The organism is Gilliamella sp. B3127 (assembly GCF_026536935.1).
Taxonomy (GTDB): domain Bacteria; phylum Pseudomonadota; class Gammaproteobacteria; order Enterobacterales; family Orbaceae; genus Gilliamella; species Gilliamella apicola_E.
Genome location: NZ_JAFNNI010000011.1, coordinates 1 through 19,362, shown reverse-complemented (window position 1 = coordinate 19,362; position 19,362 = coordinate 1). Strand labels below are relative to the sequence as shown.

19 protein-coding genes and 1 pseudogene are annotated in these 19,362 nt (G+C 35.7%); 16 read left to right on the top strand and 4 right to left on the bottom strand.

The genetic code is table 11. The features are described from left to right. From J3U00_RS11455 to J3U00_RS11385, 15 genes and pseudogenes are all read left to right on the top strand, one after another. On the top strand, positions 1-697 hold a 697-nt coding region (locus J3U00_RS11455; protein WP_267332457.1), incomplete at its 5' end, for a TPM domain-containing protein. Positions 698-1,018: 321 nt separating this feature from the next. Beyond that, positions 1,019-1,348 carry a hypothetical protein gene (locus J3U00_RS11450; RefSeq protein WP_267332456.1) on the top strand — a complete coding sequence of 110 codons (330 nt, stop codon included), beginning with the start codon at positions 1,019-1,021 and terminating at the stop codon, positions 1,346-1,348. A gap of 8 nt (positions 1,349-1,356) precedes the next feature. Continuing rightward, positions 1,357-1,950 (top strand): annotated as a pseudogene (locus J3U00_RS11445) (PTS sugar transporter subunit IIA); the annotation flags it as partial. Positions 1,951-2,246: 296 nt separating this feature from the next. Continuing rightward, positions 2,247-2,756, top strand: coding sequence for a 23S rRNA accumulation protein YceD (gene yceD / locus J3U00_RS11440; protein ID WP_065561834.1), 510 nt, complete (start codon positions 2,247-2,249; stop codon positions 2,754-2,756). A 4-nt stretch (positions 2,757-2,760) separates the two neighbouring features. After that, positions 2,761-2,928, top strand: coding sequence for a 50S ribosomal protein L32 (rpmF, locus tag J3U00_RS11435; protein WP_025316508.1), 168 nt, complete (start codon positions 2,761-2,763; stop codon positions 2,926-2,928). Between the two features lie 33 nt (positions 2,929-2,961). Then, positions 2,962-4,008 (top strand): phosphate acyltransferase PlsX, encoded by a 1,047-nt coding sequence (gene plsX / locus J3U00_RS11430; RefSeq protein WP_267332454.1) that lies wholly within the window; start codon positions 2,962-2,964, stop codon positions 4,006-4,008. 4 nt (positions 4,009-4,012) lie between these two features. After that, on the top strand, positions 4,013-4,966 hold the full coding sequence (locus J3U00_RS11425) for a beta-ketoacyl-ACP synthase III (protein WP_065561835.1): 954 nt from the start codon (positions 4,013-4,015) through the stop codon (positions 4,964-4,966). Between the two features lie 35 nt (positions 4,967-5,001). Further along, positions 5,002-5,937 (top strand): ACP S-malonyltransferase, encoded by a 936-nt coding sequence (gene fabD, locus J3U00_RS11420; RefSeq protein WP_267332453.1) that lies wholly within the window; start codon positions 5,002-5,004, stop codon positions 5,935-5,937. Positions 5,938-5,955: 18 nt separating this feature from the next. Beyond that, positions 5,956-6,690, top strand: coding sequence for a 3-oxoacyl-ACP reductase FabG (gene fabG, locus J3U00_RS11415; RefSeq protein WP_065561837.1), 735 nt, complete (start codon positions 5,956-5,958; stop codon positions 6,688-6,690). A 150-nt stretch (positions 6,691-6,840) separates the two neighbouring features. Next, positions 6,841-7,074 (top strand): acyl carrier protein, encoded by a 234-nt coding sequence (gene acpP, locus J3U00_RS11410; RefSeq protein WP_065561838.1) that lies wholly within the window; start codon positions 6,841-6,843, stop codon positions 7,072-7,074. 153 nt (positions 7,075-7,227) lie between these two features. Then, positions 7,228-8,472 carry a beta-ketoacyl-ACP synthase II gene (gene fabF / locus J3U00_RS11405; RefSeq protein WP_267332452.1) on the top strand — a complete coding sequence of 415 codons (1,245 nt, stop codon included), beginning with the start codon at positions 7,228-7,230 and terminating at the stop codon, positions 8,470-8,472. Positions 8,473-8,703: 231 nt separating this feature from the next. After that, positions 8,704-9,795 carry a glycerol dehydrogenase gene (locus J3U00_RS11400; protein WP_267332451.1) on the top strand — a complete coding sequence of 364 codons (1,092 nt, stop codon included), beginning with the start codon at positions 8,704-8,706 and terminating at the stop codon, positions 9,793-9,795. Positions 9,796-9,960: 165 nt separating this feature from the next. Continuing rightward, positions 9,961-13,440 (top strand): DNA polymerase III subunit alpha, encoded by a 3,480-nt coding sequence (gene dnaE, locus J3U00_RS11395; RefSeq protein ID WP_267332450.1) that lies wholly within the window; start codon positions 9,961-9,963, stop codon positions 13,438-13,440. Between the two features lie 220 nt (positions 13,441-13,660). Next, positions 13,661-14,620 (top strand): acetyl-CoA carboxylase carboxyl transferase subunit alpha, encoded by a 960-nt coding sequence (accA, locus tag J3U00_RS11390; RefSeq protein WP_065561842.1) that lies wholly within the window; start codon positions 13,661-13,663, stop codon positions 14,618-14,620. 18 nt (positions 14,621-14,638) lie between these two features. Then, a complete protein-coding gene (locus tag J3U00_RS11385; protein WP_081299430.1) occupies positions 14,639-15,010 on the top strand; it encodes a diacylglycerol kinase in 372 nt (123 codons plus the stop codon). A gap of 69 nt (positions 15,011-15,079) precedes the next feature. Here the strand turns inward: J3U00_RS11385 and J3U00_RS11380 are convergent, their stop codons facing one another. The 4 genes from J3U00_RS11380 to metK all read right to left on the bottom strand — a co-directional run bounded on the left by J3U00_RS11380 (position 15,080) and on the right by metK (position 18,186). Further along, positions 15,080-15,922 (bottom strand): 23S rRNA (adenine(2030)-N(6))-methyltransferase RlmJ, encoded by an 843-nt coding sequence (locus tag J3U00_RS11380; protein WP_267332449.1) that lies wholly within the window; start codon positions 15,920-15,922, stop codon positions 15,080-15,082. Then, positions 15,916-16,290: a hypothetical protein gene (locus tag J3U00_RS11375; RefSeq protein WP_267332448.1), complete on the bottom strand. Its 375-nt coding sequence runs from the start codon at positions 16,288-16,290 to the stop codon at positions 15,916-15,918. The genes J3U00_RS11380 and J3U00_RS11375 overlap by 7 nt, the downstream gene beginning before the upstream one ends. Positions 16,291-16,547: 257 nt before the next feature. After that, entirely contained in the window at positions 16,548-17,051 is a 504-nt protein-coding gene (locus tag J3U00_RS11370; protein ID WP_065735193.1) for a SprT family zinc-dependent metalloprotease, read from the bottom strand. Beyond that, positions 17,035-18,186, bottom strand: a complete 1,152-nt coding sequence (gene metK, locus J3U00_RS11365) for a methionine adenosyltransferase (protein ID WP_065735192.1) — start codon at positions 18,184-18,186, stop codon at positions 17,035-17,037. The genes J3U00_RS11370 and metK overlap by 17 nt, the downstream gene beginning before the upstream one ends. Positions 18,187-18,391: 205 nt before the next feature. Here metK and murI point away from each other — a divergent pair, with 205 nt between their 5' ends. Further along, a complete protein-coding gene (murI, locus tag J3U00_RS11360; RefSeq protein WP_267332447.1) occupies positions 18,392-19,219 on the top strand; it encodes a glutamate racemase in 828 nt (275 codons plus the stop codon). Positions 19,220-19,362: the final 143 nt, after the last annotated feature.

Genomic DNA, 19,362 nt, shown 5'->3' with positions numbered 1-19,362 from the left:
TGATGAAACGGTAGAACAATACGCAGATAGAGTCTTTATTCAATGGAAAATCGGTCGAAAAGGACAAGACAATGGTATTTTATTAGTTATTGTCAAAGATGATAAACTCATGCGAATTGAGGTTGGTTATGGGCTTGAAGGAACTATTACCGACTTAGTGGCCAGTAAAATCATTCGTGAGCAATTAGCGCCAGAATTTCGACAAAATAACTATTATCAAGGTATTGATAATGCCTTATCTGTGCTGAAACAAAAAATCGATAATCCTACCCCGAAATGTGAAGATAATGAACAAGGCCTCAGGGTTGAACGGTTATTTACAGAAAACTTTGCTTATTATGCGCTGGTGTCATTCGTTATTTGTTTTATACTTGCCAAATTATTGTATCGTAAAGATAAAACCAAACAATGTTTTCGTACTGGTTTATTTAACGCATTATCTGTTGCTGGATACACTCTTTGGCATGTGGAATATATACTTGAGATAGCATTTTTTCTGTTTTTTATAATGTTTGTCGTATTTTTTTTCAGCCTTCTGGTTAGCAACTTTTTAACTCCTGGAGCTGGCGAAGGAGGAAATAGTCACGGAGGAAGTGACGATTTTGGTGATTCTAGCGGTGGTTTTAGCGATAGCGGCGACTTTAGCAGCGGCGGTGGAGGTTCTAGCGGTGGAGGTGGTGCCTCCGGTAGCTGGTAATTTTTAATAAAACGATCTTGGTTATATATCTTCTCCACAAAATTCAGCTTTAACATAAAAACCCCGGTCACCATAAAAAAAGTTGAGGAACGGGGTTTTTTAATATTAATTTAGGGTGTTAATGACGTTTTTAATCGTTTTTAATGATTAAGTTTGAAATCAATTTACTCAATTACTTATCCAACACGACAATCCTTGTTAGTTACAGAACTCACTCATCATGACAATAAATTTCCTTTTGCAATAGGAAAAAGTCTCTCTCCACATTGATTGTTATTTCATTTAGGCTAAGTCATCTTATAAATAAACAAGAGAATAATAATGACTATGCCACAATTCCGAATGGTCGAAGATGATTTAGATCCCGAAGTTGTTACTGAGCAAACGATAAAAATCATTAATCATTGGTTAGCTGAGCATCAAATCACTCAAAATGATGTGCAAAAAGCGATGCTGTTATCACATGTTAAAGCGATGGTAATAAGAGCAAAAACTTTAGAAAAACTCCCCGAAGTCGATCCCACTATATTTGATGAATTATCAGAGCAAGCTTTAGCTCTTTCGCGTAAAACAGTAGAACTATTCAATAATCTTCCAATGGAAGAGGTTTATTTATTGGCTGTTCATTATGAGGTGGCCATGGTCAACTAAACAAGTTGCTAGATATAAAAGAGGGAGATTTTGTTGTTTCTACCGTTCGCTTGACCGAAAAAGATAAGCAAATAGTAAAAATAGCGCCATTTCCAACACCTTATCAACTTGAACAATTAGGGCGATTGTCTATGGTAGATCGTACAATGCCATATATTATTGAGCGCTTTTTTAATGAAAAGTTTTTCCTAATTATTGATAAGCCAATGACACAAAATGAACTGTTTCAGATAATTTGTCAGCGCCTTGAGAAATCAGGATATGTTGGACCAGATTTTCATCCATCGGTGGTGGAGCGAGAGAATATTGTATCCACCTTAATTGGTGAAAATATTGCTATTCCCCATTCAGTAGGGTTGTTGGCTAAAAAGACAGTGGTAACAACTATTTTGGCTCCTCAAGGTATTGAATGGAATAAAAATGAGATTGCGCATGTTATTTTCTTATTAGCAATCAGTAAAGATGAATATGAAGATGCGATGCGAATCTATAATTTAGTGGTTAATTTTGTTAAAGAAAGATCAACTAAGCGGTTACTAAATAGTCTAAATTTCGATGATTTTCAAGCCATAGTAAAAGACAGTTTTGGGCGGCTATCATAATTAATTTGCTTTAAATTTGAAATTGGGAAAGCGATTTCTATTAAGTGAATAGAATTTCAATGATCAAATAAATAACGATTTTGGATATTAAAAAACCCCGCTCCTCAACTTTTTTTTCTAATACTAATGTCAGGAAATAAAAATGATAAATATTAAAGGAATAATTAATAATGAAAACAAATTATCTTGTGCTTACCCATTGACGAAACAGTGATTTAAAGGTAATATGCGCGCCTTATGGCTTTGTGTGGTTTTTAGCTGCACTTAATAATTTTTAAGGTAGACATGCATATCTTATGCAAAATAAATTACCATTAACAATTGACCCAATCAAAGCAGCACAAAAAAGACTTGATTATGTTGGATATTATCCAGCAAAAAGTGCAACGAGGATTGAAAGTCCAAAAAGTGATATCGAATGTCATCTATCTTTTGATTATGATGAACAAAGACTTTGCGTTATCACCATTGATGCAAAAATGACGCTTGAGTTGATTTGTCAGCGTTGTTTTAAACCTTTTATCACTGAAGTCCATGTGATGAATAAATTCAGCCCTGTTAAGAGCGATGCTCAAGCAGAGGCATTACCGGAACATTATGAACCCGTTTTAGTTAACGAGTTTGGTGAAGTAGATATATTAGCGTTAATTGAGGACGAAATTATTCTCTCATTACCAATTGCGCCGGTGCATGATAGTAAACACTGCGAAGTGTCAGAGGCAGATATGGTATTTGGTGAAATTCCAGCGGAGAATGAAAAACCAAATCCATTTGCAATTTTAGTTAGTTTAAAGAATAAGGGGTAAATCCATGGCTGTTCAACAGAATCGTAAAACTCGTGCAAAACGTGGTATGCGTCGTTCTCATGATGCATTAACTGTTGCTAATATCTCAGTTGATGAATCAGGTAAAACACATTTACGTCATCACGTAACCGCTGATGGTTATTATCGCGGTCGTAAAGTGATTTCTAAATAATTATTTAGTAACTAGAAATCTTCAGGTGACATTTTGGATAATCTAACCATTGCGTTAGATGCTATGAGCGGGGACTTCGGTCCTCGTATTGTTGTTCCTGCTGCAATTCAAGCATTACACCATTATTCAAACCTTTCTATCTTTCTTGTCGGTGATTTAAAGGAAGTTGGCTTTTTTTTGTCTAAAGAAAATGCAAAGCTGGTTACTCAATATCAAGAAAATGGTCGTTTGATGTTAACTGAATCTACTGCGATCATCGCTAACGATATGAAACCATCATATGCAATTAGGCATAGCCAAGGTTCCTCAATGAGGATTGCATTAGAGTTAGTGAAAAGTAGTAAGGCTCAGGCTTGTGTCAGTTCCGGTAATACTGGTGCGTTGATGGGGCTATCTAAGCTGTTGTTGCATTCTTTAACTGGTATCGATCGCCCGGCATTAGTTGCCACCATTCCTGCGTTAAATAACCAAAATACTGTTGTGCTTGATTTAGGTGCTAATGCAGAATGCGATAGTGATATGCTAGTGCAGTTTGCCATAATGGGCGAAATACTAGCAAAATCAGTCCTTCATATTAAAAATCCGCGCGTTGCTCTGCTTAATATTGGTGAAGAAGATATTAAGGGGCTAGATAAAATTCGTGCCGCGGCGTCTATTTTGAAAGCCAATGATCAAATTAATTATATCGGTTATTTAGAAGGCAATGAGCTGTTGACCGGTAAAACTGATGTGCTTGTTTGTGATGGTTTTGTTGGAAATGTGACGCTCAAAACAGTAGAAGGATTAATCAAAATTTTCATGTCATCATTTAAAATGCTATTAGGGCAAAACTCATTAATTATGAAATTTTTGAGTAAATGGCTTCAACGAAAAATAGTAAAAAATTTTGGTTATTTAGATCCTGGACGATATAATGGTGCCTGTTTACTTGGACTTCAAAGTATTGTGATTAAAAGTCACGGTAGTGCCAATCAAAAATCATTTTTTGCAGCAATTGAGCAAGCTATTTTAGCTATCGAAACGAATATACCTGAGAAGATTGCCAATAGTCTTTCTTCTGCACTACCTAAGAGCGAATAATTAGATGTATACAAAGATATTAGGAACAGGAAGCTATCTTCCAAAACAAATAAGAACCAATGCCGATCTTGAAAAAATGGTCGATACTAGTGATGAATGGATAACTACCCGTACTGGTATTAAAGAAAGACGCATTGCAGCACCCGATGAAACCGTTACTAGTATGGCTTATGAAGCGGCGATTAATGCGATTGAAATGGCGAAAATCGATAAACAAGAGATTGGTTTGATTATTGTTGCAACAGCAACATCGGTTAATGCTTTTCCAAGTTCAGCTACTGAATTACAGGCCAAATTGGATCTGGGTGATGTAATTGCATTTGATGTATCAGCTGCTTGTTCAGGATTTATTTATGCGCTTGATATTGCGGATAAATATGTGAAGAGTGGTGCAATTAAATATGCCTTAGTGGTTGGCTCAGATATGTTAACTCGTGGTGTTGATCCAAGTGATCGCGGGACAATTATTATTTTTGGTGATGGTGCAGGAGCTGTTGTAGTGGGTGCTTCACAAGAACCAGGAATTATTGCTTCTCATCTTCATGCTGATGGTCGTTATGGTGAATTGTTAAAATATCCATATGTCGATCGTCGTTCACTTAATGATCCAGTTTATATGACAATGCATGGCAATGAAGTATTTAAAATTGCAGTCAAAGAACTTTCAAATTTAGTCGATGAGCTATTATCCGAGAATGCATTTAATAAATCAGATTTAGATTGGTTAGTTCCTCATCAAGCTAATTTACGAATTATTTCAGCTACGGCTAAACGTCTTGATATGGATATGAGTAAGGTTATTGTGACGCTTGATAAACAAGGTAATACTTCTGCTGCATCGGTACCTTGCGCTTTAGATGCAGGTGTGCGAGATGGCCGTATTAAACGAGGGCAGTTAATATTGTTAGAAGCTTTCGGCGGTGGTTTCGTTTGGGGCTCTGCACTCGTTAAATTTTAATTTATAACTTATTTTAAGTAATCAAGGATTTCAAAATGACCAAATTTGCAATGGTATTTCCAGGACAAGGCTCACAAGCTGTAGGTATGTTAAAAGATCTTGCTGAAAACTATCCAATTGTGAAGTCAACTTTTGATGAAGCTTCACAAGTGTTAGGTTATGATTTATGGGCTTTAGTGCAAGATGGTCCTGCTGAGGAATTAAATAAAACTTGGCAAACTCAACCAGCATTACTTGCTTCATCTGTTGCTATTTACCGTGTTTGGCAAAGTATTAATGGCGCTCAACCAGAATTTATGGCAGGCCATAGTTTAGGCGAATACTCAGCATTGGTATGTGCTGGCGTAATTGATTTTAAAGATGCGATTAAATTAGTTGAGCTACGTGGAAAACTAATGCAAGAAGCTGTACCAAGTGGTACAGGGGCAATGTTTGCTATCATTGGTTTAGATAACGATTCGATCCGTAAAGCTTGTGACGAAGCGGCTCAAGGTCAAGTCGTTGCACCAGTTAATTTTAATTCACCAGGTCAAGTTGTTATTGCGGGTAATAAAGAAGCGGTTGAACGAGCAGGTGCTCTGTGTAAAAAGGCTGGCGCTAAACGAGCATTACCACTGGCAGTTAGCGTGCCTTCACATTGTGCTTTGATGAAACCAGCCGCTGATAAATTAGCGGTAGCATTAAATAATATCACATTCAATGCCCCTAAATTTGCAGTAATTAATAATGTTGATGTTAAAGTTGAAACATCAGCAGACAAAATCAAAACAGCATTAATCGCTCAGCTATATAGCCCTGTTCGTTGGACTGAAACAGTAGAGGATATGGCAAAACAAGGTGTAACAATGTTAGTTGAAATCGGACCAGGCAAAGTTTTAACTGGTTTAACTAAACGAATCGTTGATTCATTATCGGCTTATGCTGTTAATGATAAAGCATCATTAGATGTTGCGATAGAAAATACTAAATAGAAGGTAAAAGGGGTAGTTATGAACCTATCAGGAAAGATTGCTTTAGTTACTGGCGCAAGCCGTGGGATCGGGAAGGCAATTGCAGAAAAATTAGTTGCTTGTGGCGCAACCGTTATTGGAACTGCAACAACCGAAAAAGGTGCTCAAGCAATAAGTGAATATTTAGGCACTAAAGGTAAAGGTTTAGCGCTAAATGTGACCGATGAAGGATCTATTGAATCAGTTATTAATACAATTAAAACGGAATTTGGTGATATTGATATTCTTGTTAATAATGCAGGTATCACTCGTGATAATTTATTAATGAGAATGAAAGAAGATGAGTGGCAAGATATTTTAGATACTAATTTAACGTCTGTATTCCGCTTATCAAAAGCATTAATGCGTACTATGATGAAAAAACGTTATGGTAGAATTATTACTATAGGATCTGTTGTTGGTACTATGGGTAATGCAGGCCAAGCTAACTATGCGGCTGCAAAAGCTGGATTGATTGGGTTTAGTAAATCATTAGCTCGTGAAGTTGCATCTCGAGGTATTACGGTTAATGTGGTAGCACCAGGGTTCATTGCAACTGATATGACAGAAGCATTGACTGATGAACAAAAGGCGTTAACATTAGCACAAGTGCCAGCAGGGCGTTTAGGTGAACCCGCTGAAATTGCTAATGCAGTCGCGTTTCTTGCTTCTGATGAGGCATCTTATATTACGGGTGAAACTTTACATGTCAATGGCGGCATGTATATGGTGTAATTGATCAGAATAGTGTAAAATGAGTCAATAATTTCACGTTTTGAACAAAAAATAAGCAATTGGGTTGAAAAATGATTGGCATCTTTTTCAACATTTTATAAACTTACATTCACCGCCACTTTCGGCGATATTTATAGGAAAAAAAAGAGTATGAGCACTATTGAAGAGCGAGTTAAGAAAATTATTGTTGAGCAACTTGGTGTTAAAGAGGATGAAGTTAGAAATGAATCTTCTTTCGTTGAAGATCTTGGCGCTGACTCTCTTGATACAGTTGAATTAGTAATGGCTTTAGAAGAAGAATTTGATACTGAAATTCCTGATGAAGAAGCTGAAAAAATTACAACTGTACAATCAGCAATTGATTATATTACTGCAAATCAATAAGGTTAGCAGAGTTTTCATAATAGGCGGTCAAATGATCGCCTAGTTTGTATTTATATCTCTATTTTTATAGAGTGGATTCCAATTTAATTTTGAAAACTCATAAAAAATTTTCAATGATTCAAATTTCATTTCAATCCTTTTCTGGAGGACAATGTGTCTAAACGCAGAGTTGTTGTTACTGGAATGGGCATGATATCTCCAGTAGGTAATACAGTTGATTCTACTTGGCAAGCTTTATTAGCTGGTCAAAGTGGTGTAGAACTTATAGAACACTTTGATACAGCCCCTTTTGCAACGCGCTTCGCAGCGATGGTTAAAAACTTTGATGGCGAAGATTATAATATTTCACGTAAAGATGCTCGTAAAATGGATTATTTCATCCAATACGGTATTGCAGCAGGTATGCAAGCAATGCAAGATGCGGGTATTGAAATTACGGAAGAAAATGCAGAGCGAATCGGTTGTGCTATCGGTTCAGGTATTGGTGGACTAGGATTAATTGAAGAAAATCATAGTGCATTAGTTAATGGTGGACCACGTAAAATTAGTCCTTTCTTTGTACCATCGACTATAGTAAATATGATCGCTGGTCACTTATCAATTATTTACGGATTAAAAGGTCCAAGTATTACTATTGCTACCGCTTGTTCTTCTGGAGTACATAATATTGGTCATGCAGCGCGTATGATTGCATATGGTGATGCCGATGCGATGTTAGCCGGTGGTGGTGAAAAAGCGAGTACTCCTCTTGGTATCGGTGGTTTTGGGGCTGCGCGTGCCTTGTCAACGAATAATGACAACCCAAAAGCTGCAAGTCGACCATGGGATAAAGATCGTGATGGTTTCGTGCTTGGTGACGGTGCAGGTATCATGTTCCTAGAAGAATATGAACATGCTAAAAAGCGTGGTGCTAAGATTTATGCTGAAGTAGTTGGTTTTGGTATGAGTGGTGATGCTTATCATATGACTTCACCTCCAGCGGATGGAAGCGGAGCGGCATTAGCTATGAAATGTGCGATTCGTGATGCAGGAATAACACCTGAACATATTGGCTATATTAATGCTCATGGTACATCAACTCCTGCTGGTGACAAAGCTGAGACTCAAGCAGTTAAAAGCATTTTTAAAGAAAATGCCAATAAAGTAATGGTAAGTTCAACTAAATCAATGATTGGGCACTTATTAGGTGCAGCTGGTGCGGTTGAGTCTATTTTTACTGTACTTGCATTACATGATCAGGCTGTTCCTCCAACAATTAATTTAGATAATCCTGATGAGGGATGTGATCTTGATTATGTTCCACACACAGCTCGTCAAGTGAAAAACTTAGAATATGCACTTTGTAATTCATTTGGCTTTGGTGGTACTAACGGTTCAGTCTTATTCAAGAAGATTTAATCTCCATTTTTCCCATCACGATTTGGTGATGGGAAGCAACTATTTCCTTTTTTCATTTTTCAATAATACATTTCACAATAAAAAATGTGGCATACACCTCATTTTTTAAAATATTTAGTAGTATATTAATGATAAAAGCGTATGTTTTTATCTAATAATATAGATAGAAATATTTCTTAAAATAATAAGATTTATCTATGCAGGATTTTTTATTTTTTAGGAGCTGTTATTATGATTACTACTGCACTTTTTCCAAATCGTTACATTCAAGGTTTTAATGCAATTGAAAATAGCCTAGGCCAAGAGTTAGCAAGGCTTGGAAAAAAAGCATTATTACTTGAAAGTCCATCTGCACATAAAAATTTATCTAAAACTATTGAAAAATCACTATCAGGTAATATTGAAAGTATCGTAGATATTTTTAATCGAGAATGTAGTGATGAAGAGATTGCAAGGATAATTGAGTTAGCTAAATCTCAAAATATTGATGTGATTGTAGGTATAGGTGGGGGGAAGGTTATTGATACAGCGAAAGCGGTTGCAGCAACTATTAACTACCCTTGTGTTGTGGTCCCTACGCTTGCCTCTACAGATGCGCCTTGTAGTGCTTTATCAGTAATTTATACGCCAACTGGTGAATTTAAAAGATATTTTGTGTTACCCAGAAATCCTGATGTAGTATTAGTTGATTCAAAAGTTATCGCTAATGCTCCTGTAAGATTTTTAGTTGCCGGTATGGGAGATGCTTTAGCAACATGGTTTGAGGCCGAAGATTGTAGACAATCAAAAGCTGGGAATATGACTGGACGACCAGGTCCAATGACTGCATTTGCGTTAGCAAAATTTTGTTTTGAAATATTACTTAACTATGGTGTTCAGGCAAAAAATTCTTGTGAACAAAAAGTCGTAACTCCAGCCCTAGAACATGTAATTGAAGCTAATACACTTCTTTCCGGATTGGGGTTTGAAAGTGGTGGGCTTTCAGCTGCCCATGCCATTCATAATGGATTTACAGCATTAGAAGCAACGCATAATTATTGGCATGGTGAAAAAGTAGCATTTGGTACGCTTGCTATGTTAATGCTAATCGATAGCGATCCTGAAATGATCGAGACTGTTTATCATTTTTGTGAGTCAGTTGGATTGCCAACTACGCTAGCAGAAATTGGATTAGCTAATGTTAGCGATGATAATTTGATGCAAGTGGCAATTTTAGCTTGTGCTGAAGGTGAATCAATTCATAATTCTCCTGCAGAAATTTCTCCAGAAACAGTATTTGCTGCGATAAAAGCAGCTAATGCTGAAGGTTTACGGCGCAAATAACTTTTTATAATTTTTAAGACTAATTTGATTAACTTCCGTTCTTTATAACGGAAGTTTTATTTATTGTTTTATTAGTCGATTTTTTGATAAATAAAGCAATAAGAATATTCGTCTGGTTTGTGCTATAATTGTGGCTAATTTTTTGTGTAATTACTTTTGGTAAATATGACCGAACCTAAGTTTATTCATCTTCATTTGCATAGCGATTTTTCAATGGTTGATGGTATCGCTAAAGTAGGTGCTTTAGTCAATGAAGTAAGTAAATTGCAAATGCCTGCTTTTGCAATTACTGATTTTACCAATCTCTGTGGACTAGTTAAGTTCTATGGATCAGCCATGGGAAAAGGCATTAAACCCATTATTGGTGCTGACTTAGCAATTAAAAGTTCACAACTAAGTGATGATATTTATCGATTAACAATATTAGCCGCTAATAATACAGGCTATCAAAATCTTACCTTATTAATTTCAAAAGCTTATCAACGAGGCTATATTGGTGATATGCCTGTTGTTGATCAAGAATGGCTAACTATCCATCGAGAAGGTTTAATCATATTAGCTGGTCGTGAAAGTGATATTGGTATTGGTGTTATTCGCGATAATCAAGCGATTATTGATGAGGCGATCACTTACTATTTAGAAAATTTTAATCAACATTTCTATTTTGAATTAGTCCGTACAAATCGCGCCAATGAAGAGTTATTTATTCATAGCGCAATTAAACTCGCTGAACAATATTCCTTACCGGTTGTGGCGACTAATGATGTGCGCTTCTTATCATCTTCTGATTTTGAAGCGCATGAAATTCGAGTAGCTATCCACGATGGTAATACACTTGAAGATCCAAGTAGGCCGAAAAACTATTCATCCGAGCAATACTTACGATCGGAACAAGAAATGTGCAAATTGTTTTCCGATATTCCAGAGGCATTGGAAAATAGTGTTGAAATAGCTAAACGATGTAATGTGACTATTCGACTCGGCGAATATTTTTTACCACAGTTTCCTACGGGTGATATGTCAACCGAAGATTTTTTGGTGCATAAATCACGTGAAGGTTTAGAAGAGCGGCTTGAGTTTCTTTTTCCTGATCCAGAAGTTCGAAAACAGCGACGTCCTGAGTATGATGAGCGGTTAGAAACTGAATTAAACGTAATAAACCAAATGGGCTTTCCTGGGTACTTTTTGATCGTCATGGAGTTTATTCAATGGTCAAAAGATAATGATATTCCTGTTGGCCCAGGACGTGGTTCAGGAGCCGGTTCTTTAGTTGCTTATGCTCTAAAGATAACTGATTTAGATCCATTAGCATTTGACCTACTTTTTGAACGTTTTCTAAACCCAGAACGGGTTTCAATGCCGGATTTCGATGTTGATTTTTGTATGGAAAAGCGTGATATGGTTATTGATCACGTTGCTGATATGTATGGTCGCGATGCAGTATCTCAAATTATTACATTTGGTACAATGGCTGCTAAAGCAGTTATTCGCGATGTAGGACGAGTTCTTGGTCATCCTTATGGATTTGTTGATCGTATTTCAAAATTAATTCCACTTGATCCGGGTATGACATTAGCTAAAGCATTTGAAGTTGAGCCTCAACTTCAAGAGCTTTATGATAACAACGAAGAAGTTAAGTCTCTCATTGATATCGCCAGACAATTAGAAGGGGTAACTCGAAATGCAGGTAAACATGCCGGTGGTGTAGTAATATCTCCGACTAAGATTACCGATTTTTCTCCTATTTATTGCGATCCCGAAGGTCATCACCCAGTAACACAGTTTGATAAAAATGACGTTGAATACGCAGGGCTTGTTAAATTTGACTTTTTAGGGTTACGGACCTTAACCATTATTGATTGGGCTATTAAAATGATTAATGAGCGCCGATTAAAAGATGGAAAACCACCAGTTGATATTACTCGCATACCACTTGATGATGACGAATCATTCCAATTATTATTAAAAGCTGAGACAACAGCTGTATTCCAACTGGAATCGCGCGGAATGAAAGACTTGATCAGACGTTTAAAACCTGACTGTTTTGAAGATATGATCGCTTTAGTTGCGCTATTTCGACCGGGTCCGTTGCAATCAGGCATGGTAGATAATTTTATTGACCGTAAACATGGTCGGGAGGAGGTATCATATCCTGATATAAATCATCAGCATGAATCACTTAAACCAATTTTAGAACCGACCTATGGTATCATCCTATATCAAGAACAAGTTATGCAGATTGCTCAGACGCTATCGGGTTATACACTTGGTGGCGCCGATTTGCTTCGAAGAGCAATGGGTAAGAAAAAACCAGAAGAGATGGCCAAACAGCGTTCGGTCTTCAAAGAAGGCGCTGAGAAACAAGGTGTTGATGGTGAACTTTCCATGCATATCTTTGATTTGGTTGAGAAGTTTGCTGGATATGGTTTTAATAAATCTCACTCAGCTGCTTATGCACTTGTTTCATATCAAACATTATGGTTGAAAACGCATTACCCCGCCGAATTTATGGCAGCCGTAATGACTGCTGATATGGATAATACAGATAAAATTGTGGGTCTTGTTGATGAGTGTTTAAGAATGGGGCTGCAAGTAAATCCTCCTGATATTAACAGTGGTCTTTATCATTTCCATGTGAATGATAAAGGCGAAATTGTATATGGTATTGGTGCAATAAAAGGCGTTGGTGAGGGCCCAATTGAGGCTATTGTCGAAGCACGTAATAGTGGTGGTTATTTTAAAAATATCTTTGAGCTTTGTGCTCGAACAGATATGAAGAAAATCAATCGGCGCGTGTTAGAGAAATTAACTATGGCTGGAGCTTTTGATAAATTAGGTCCTCATAGAGCGGCTATTTTGCATAGTATCAATGACGCCATGCAAGCAGCAGATCAGTATGCTAGAGCTCAAACCATTGGGCAAGAAGATATGTTTGGTGTATTAGCTGAGGAGCCAGAACAAGTTGAAAATGCTTATGCTGCTGTTCCTGAATTACCCGAACAAGTATTACTTGAAGGTGAACGAGAAGCCTTAGGTTTATATTTAACCGGCCATCCAGTTACGCAATATTTAAAAGAACTTAATCGATATTCTGGTGGAGTTAGAATAAGTGAAGCGGCTCCAACTGGATGGGGGAAAATGGCAACATTTGCCGGTATTGTTGTTGATGCCAGAGTTCGAATAACTAAAAAAGGTAATAAGATTGGATTATTCACTTTAGACGATAGATCTGGACGAATTGATGGCTTGCTTTTTTCTGACGCATTGGAAAAGTTTGGTCATTTGTTAGTGAAAGATAAAATTTTAATCGTTTCAGGTCAAGTTAGTCATGATGATTTTAATGGCGGATTTAAGATGTCGGTTCGCGATATTGTCGACTTAAAAGATGCTAGGGCTAAGTATGTTAAAGGATTATCTTTAACCTTATCTGACGCTGAAGTTAACCGTCCAATTTTACAGCGATTACAACAAATTATAGAACCTTATCGACATGGTAGTGTCCCGATTAATCTCTATTATCATAGAGAAGATTCTGTGGTACGTCTTCAATTTGGTACAACTTGGCGGATTGTGCCTGAAGATGCGCTAATAATAGAGTTGAAAACTTTATTAGGAAATGAGCGAGTGGACTTTGAATTTGATTAATTAAAAAACAGATTTTTTTATTTAATGGTTGCAGTTAACCTATTAAAAGCTAGCTGTGCCATTTGGAATGTTGATGTTCATTAATAATAAATATTGGTGACTTCAATGATTATTACATAGTAAAATTGACTTAATTTTATTTTAATAAATAGTCAGTATACTAAATTTAGTAATGTATTTTAACTAAATACAATTAATACAAGAGGCAATCATAAGCGTTATGAATAATTTTTTGGAATTTGAAAAGCCGATAGCGGAATTAGAAGCAAAAATTAATTCCTTAAAGAATATTGATTCGCAACAAGTTGAATTGGATATCAATTTAGATAAAGAAATTAAACAGTTGAATCAAAAAAGTCGTGAGTTGACTAAGAAGATATTTTCAAATTTATCACCTTGGGATGTAGCTCAATTAGCCCGACATCCTAATCGCCCTTATACATTGGACTATATTAATGAAATTTTTACCGACTTTGATGAGCTGGCCGGTGATAGAGCTTACGCAGATGACAAAGCAATTGTTGGTGGAATAGCTCGTATTGATGACCGACCTGTTATGGTTATTGGTCACCAAAAAGGTCGTGAAACTAAACAAAAAATTTATCGTAATTTTGGTATGCCTGCTCCTGAAGGTTATCGTAAAGCATTGAGATTAATGCAAATGGCTGAGCGATTTAAATTACCTATCATTACCTTTATTGATACACCAGGTGCTTATCCTGGTATTGGCGCAGAGGAAAGGGGGCAAGCTGAGGCGATTGCTCGTAATTTACGTGAAATGTCTCGTTTAAATGTACCAACAATTTGTACTGTTATTGGTGAAGGTGGTTCTGGTGGAGCACTTGCAATAGGTGTGGCCGATAAAGTTAATATGCTCCAATATAGCACTTATTCTGTTATTTCTCCTGAAGGTTGTGCGTCTATTCTTTGGAAGAGCGCAGATAAAGCACCAGTGGCGGCTGAAGCAATGAATATGACTGCAGATAAATTGATAAAACTAAAACTTATTGATGCAGTTATCCCTGAACCTTTAGGTGGCGCTCATCGAGATTATAGTGCTGTTGCAGCCTCACTTAAAAAGCAATTATTATCTGATCTTGATGAATTAGGTAGTTTGGAGTTGCCTGTGCTTCTTGAAAGAAGGTTCCAGCGTCTGATGAATTATGGCTATGTAAGATAATTTTAAATTTGGGAAGTTATTGTGAAAAAAGCAACAGGACTACAACGTATTATCAATGCGACGAAGTACTCATTAAAGGGATTTAAATCAGCTATCATAAATGAAGCAGCGTTCCGACAAGAATTAATTTTGTTAATTCTTGCTTATGTTATTGTAATGCTTATTGATTTTTCTATTTATGAGCGAATTTTATTAGTTGGTTCAATAGGCTTTGTGATGATAGTTGAACTCATTAATAGTGCCATTGAATGTGTGGTTGATAGAATTGGAAGTGAGCGACATGAATTATCTGGTCGAGCAAAGGATTATGGCTCCGCGGCTGTTTTTCTTTCATTACTTTTGACTTTAATATTATGGATTTATCTCTTTGCTTGCCATTTCTTCCCTTAATAGAGATTTTTGAAGTTTTAATAAAAAATGCGAGAAAATCTCGCATTTTTAACTTAAAAATAGCTTAAATTATTCACTAACAAGTTCTTTGATAAGATAATTTCCTGTTTTCTCTGTATCAAGAATGTTTTTTAACCAAGGCATAATTGTTTGCATTTGCTCATTTAACTTCCAAGGTGGATTAATCACAATCATACCTGAAGCTGTCATTCCCTTCTGATTATTATCGGGTTTTACTGCCAATTCGAATTGTGAAATTCTTTTAATACCTGAATTAATAATTTGCTCAATCATCTTTTGTGTTTGAGTTCTAGAGACAACTGGATACCAAATTAAATAAACCCCGGTTGCAAAACGTTTATATGCTTCAATTAATGCTTTTGGGATTTTTTGATAATCATCTTTTATCTCATATGATGGATCTATCAAAATAATACCACGTCGTGATTCAGGGGGTAATTTTGATTTGAGTTGTGCAAATCCATCTTCTTTAAATACTTTAGCTCGCTTATCTATACTAAATTCTTGTCTTAATAAGGAATAGTCAGTTGGGTGAAGTTCAGTAAGATTAAGTTTGTCTTGCTCTCTTAGTAATTGCTTAGCAATTAAAGGTGAGCCTAGATAATATTTTAAATTATCGAAAGGATTATAACGCTTCAGAACAGATAAATAGGTGTTAAGTAGTTCTGGCGTATCAGATTGTTGCCAAATTAAATTGATTCCTGATAAAAATTCTCCAGTCTTTTCAGCATGTTCACTTTGTAGTAAATAGCGACCAGCGCCAGAATGTGTATCTAAATATAAAAAAGGCTTTTCTTTTTCTTTCAATGCATTAATACATAACGTCAATACAATGTGTTTTAACACATCTGCATGATTTCCCGCGTGATAGCTATGACGATAGCTTAACATGGCTTGTTTAACCTCTCTTGTTCATTTTTTTGCATATAAATAGTTATTAATGCAAGACTTAAAAGACAAGGTATTTCCATTAACTCTTCAATAAGATCTTTTCTTTCGTTGCTTAGGACTAAAAATTGATGACCAATACGATGATGTTCAGCAATATCAGCAATTCCTAGAAAGAGGAAAGCAAAAAAGATGTGCCAGACAGGAATTTTTTCAAATTTATAACGGCGAACTATCTCTTGACGGATTGTCGGTAAAAATATTGTTAAAAAAGGTATTCCAATTAAGATACCAGCAATTATTTTATAGTAGAAACGGGGTACCTCAGGGAAAAAGTCACGGCCCCAGCTGATTCCTCTGCCAAAAAGCATAAACCACCAGAAAATTGTCCAAACCCAAAATTTGTAAAGATTTACATGATTCTTGACCTTTTTAGCATATAAATATGTGTAACAGCACATAAATAATAAGAAAAGAGACTGTAAATGTTCGACCAAGCTAACTGTCAATTTTCCATACAATGGAATGAAAAAGTTACCTGCTATATATAAACAAAAGCTTAAAATCACAATAATTGTGGAACTTTTGTAAAAATGTGTATCAAAATTAGGCATGTTTTACTTCAAAATTAAATAGATATTTTTAGTTTTAGTATAGTACCGCATTTACGGCATTGATAACTAGTTTTATTCTTTCGAATTTTGTTATGTCGTATTGGTGATAAATAATGTTCTTGGCAATTACAAATATAGACATATTCGTTACGTTTAATATTAAAATTATGAGTAACTTTAGGTTCCTTTTTCATTATTTCAGACATGATATATTGCCATTCTTGTCCATGTGGTTTTACTTTTCCAAATTTTTGAAAGGTAATGAGATGTGCTAATTCATGAGGAACAACTTCATTAATAAATTTTTCTCCATTCTCATTAAGCATTATGCTATTGAGCTGAATTTCCCAGCGAGTTAAAAAAGCACATCCAGCAACACTACCTTTAGGTTTATAACTGACTTTGGGTTCTTTATAATTAGTATTTAATATATTATTGGCTTGAGTTAAGTGAGTTCTTAAACAAGCCAATACTTGATTATGGAGATAAATTGGAATTCGTTTATAATCCTGCTGCATCTCTAAGAATGGTTGCTTTATCTGTTTTTTCCCAAGGGAATATATCTCGACCAAAATGGCCGTAAGTTGCAGTTTTTTGATAGATTGGTTGGATGAGATCTAGCATTTGAATTAATCCGTAAGGTCTTAAATCAAAAAATTCTTTAATTAAAGATATAATTTTATTATGTTCAATTTTTTCAGTACCGAAAGTATTGACATAAATCGATGTTGGGTTAGCAACACCAATTGCATAAGAAACTTGTAGCTCGCATTTATCAGCAAGTCCCGCTGCAACAATATTTTTAGCAACATATCTTGCTGCGTAGGCAGCGGAACGGTCTACTTTTGAAGGATCTTTTCCAGAAAACGCACCACCACCATGACGTGCTGCACCGCCATAGGTATCAACAATAATTTTTCGGCCGGTTAAACCACAATCTCCCATAGGTCCACCAATTACAAAACGTCCTGTAGGATTGATAAAATATTTCGTTCTAGAAGTTAGCCATTCCGCCGGTAACGTTGGTTTAATGATTTCTTCCATGACGGCTTCATGTAGAGCTTTTTGTTCAATACCTTCTGAATGCTGGGTTGATAAAACCACAGTATCAACACCTTGGATTTTTCCGTTTTGATAAATTAAAGTAACTTGGCTTTTTGCATCAGGTCTTAACCAAGGGAGGGTGCCATTTTTTCTCACTTCAGCTTGGCGTTGCATAAGGTCATGGGCATAACTAATTGCTGCAGGCATTAAATTAGGCATTTCGTTTGTAGCATAACCAAACATGATACCTTGGTCACCAGCACCTTGTTCCAATGGATTCTGCCTATCAACACCTTGATTAATATCTGGTGATTGTTTACCAATAGCATTTAGAACAGCACAAGAATTAGCATCAAACCCCATTTCTGAGCTGGTATAACCAATATCATTAATCGTTTTTCTAGTTAATTCTTCAATATCTACCCAAGCAGAAGTTGTAATTTCTCCGCCAACTAATGCCATACCAGTCTTTACGTAAGTTTCACAAGCCACTCGAGCTTTAGGATCTTGCTCTAAGATAGCATCTAAAACTGCATCAGATATTTGATCGGCTATTTTATCAGGATGACCTTCTGATACAGATTCTGAAGTAAATAAAAATTCTGACATGTGTTACCTTCTTTAACTTATTTAGAGCAATGCTCTAAATATAATCGTATGAAATACTTATGTTTGGCAGTTTTACCATCTAGACGTCTATTTTAATGATTTATTCTGTAAAAAGCCAGTACTACCTAAAACAAAATTGCTTGCATAAAATTTTAATCAATTTAGGATATGGCTCGATTAATTTTTTAACCTTCGTTAACTGCATATGAATATTGTAAAAAAAACTCCAACAGTATTAGTTTTTGATTCGGGTATTGGTGGGTTATCTATTTATAACGAAATTTACAATAAAATACCCTATTTACGGTATATCTATGCCTTTGATAATGAGATGTTTCCTTATGGTGACAAATCCTCTGAATTTTTAATTAAACGAGTAAGTCATATAATAGATACAATTATAGAATCATATTCAATTGATTTAGCCGTCATTGCATGTAATACCGCAAGTACTATTTGTTTACCTAGTTTACGCTCAAAGTTTTCTTTTCCTATTGTCGGTGTTGTACCTGCAATTAAACCTGCAAGCATAATTACTAAAAATAAATGTATTGGGTTATTAGCGACGAAAGCTACAATTCAAAGAGCATATACAAGTAATTTAATTAAAGAGTTTGCTCCTGATTGTAATGTTAAATTACTTGGTTTATCTGAATTAGCTTATATAGCAGAGAATAAATTACAAGGCATTGCTGTTGATATGCAGCAACTTGAGATACTAATGCAGCCATGGCTCAATCTACCAGTCATTCCTGATACAATTGTGCTTGGTTGTACTCATTATCCATTTATTAAAGATGAACTTAAACTACTTTTCCCTAATACGACTTTTATTGATTCGGGAAATGCGATCGCTTCTCGAGTTTATTCATTACTTAATGAGCGATTTGATCTAAAGAATGTTACAGCACAATCTTCAACAGACAATATTGTCTTGAGCACATTATGTAACCAACAAGTTAAAAAATTGATGGAAAAATTATCTAAATATAATCTTGATAAATATCAGAGAATTAGTGTATTAGATGATTAAAGCTTATTCGAACGATTAATGAATTGCTGTTTTTCACTTGCCAAAAAAAAAGAAGTGCCTATAATGCGCATCCACTGACACGGCGTCAGCGAAAGCAGACGATAATGAAGTTGGTGAACAAGATCAAATTTTTTAAAAAAAGA

Excerpts from the sequence above, each read along its gene's own strand:
- J3U00_RS11450 (WP_267332456.1), top strand. The coding sequence starts at position 1,019 with ATGACTATGCCACAATTCCGAATGGTCGAAGATGATTTAGATCCCGAA.
- yceD (WP_065561834.1), top strand. The coding sequence starts at position 2,247 with ATGCAAAATAAATTACCATTAACAATTGACCCAATCAAAGCAGCACAA.
- rpmF (WP_025316508.1), top strand. The coding sequence starts at position 2,761 with ATGGCTGTTCAACAGAATCGTAAAACTCGTGCAAAACGTGGTATGCGT.
- J3U00_RS11425 (WP_065561835.1), top strand. The coding sequence starts at position 4,013 with ATGTATACAAAGATATTAGGAACAGGAAGCTATCTTCCAAAACAAATA.
- fabD (WP_267332453.1), top strand. The coding sequence starts at position 5,002 with ATGACCAAATTTGCAATGGTATTTCCAGGACAAGGCTCACAAGCTGTA.
- fabG (WP_065561837.1), top strand. The coding sequence starts at position 5,956 with ATGAACCTATCAGGAAAGATTGCTTTAGTTACTGGCGCAAGCCGTGGG.
- acpP (WP_065561838.1), top strand. The coding sequence starts at position 6,841 with ATGAGCACTATTGAAGAGCGAGTTAAGAAAATTATTGTTGAGCAACTT.
- J3U00_RS11400 (WP_267332451.1), top strand. The coding sequence starts at position 8,704 with ATGATTACTACTGCACTTTTTCCAAATCGTTACATTCAAGGTTTTAAT.
- dnaE (WP_267332450.1), top strand. The coding sequence starts at position 9,961 with ATGACCGAACCTAAGTTTATTCATCTTCATTTGCATAGCGATTTTTCA.
- accA (WP_065561842.1), top strand. The coding sequence starts at position 13,661 with ATGAATAATTTTTTGGAATTTGAAAAGCCGATAGCGGAATTAGAAGCA.
- J3U00_RS11380 (WP_267332449.1), bottom strand. The coding sequence starts at position 15,922 with ATGTTAAGCTATCGTCATAGCTATCACGCGGGAAATCATGCAGATGTG.
- J3U00_RS11375 (WP_267332448.1), bottom strand. The coding sequence starts at position 16,290 with ATGCTTTTTGGCAGAGGAATCAGCTGGGGCCGTGACTTTTTCCCTGAG.
- J3U00_RS11370 (WP_065735193.1), bottom strand. The coding sequence starts at position 17,051 with ATGCAGCAGGATTATAAACGAATTCCAATTTATCTCCATAATCAAGTA.
- metK (WP_065735192.1), bottom strand. The coding sequence starts at position 18,186 with ATGTCAGAATTTTTATTTACTTCAGAATCTGTATCAGAAGGTCATCCT.
- murI (WP_267332447.1), top strand. The coding sequence starts at position 18,392 with ATGAATATTGTAAAAAAAACTCCAACAGTATTAGTTTTTGATTCGGGT.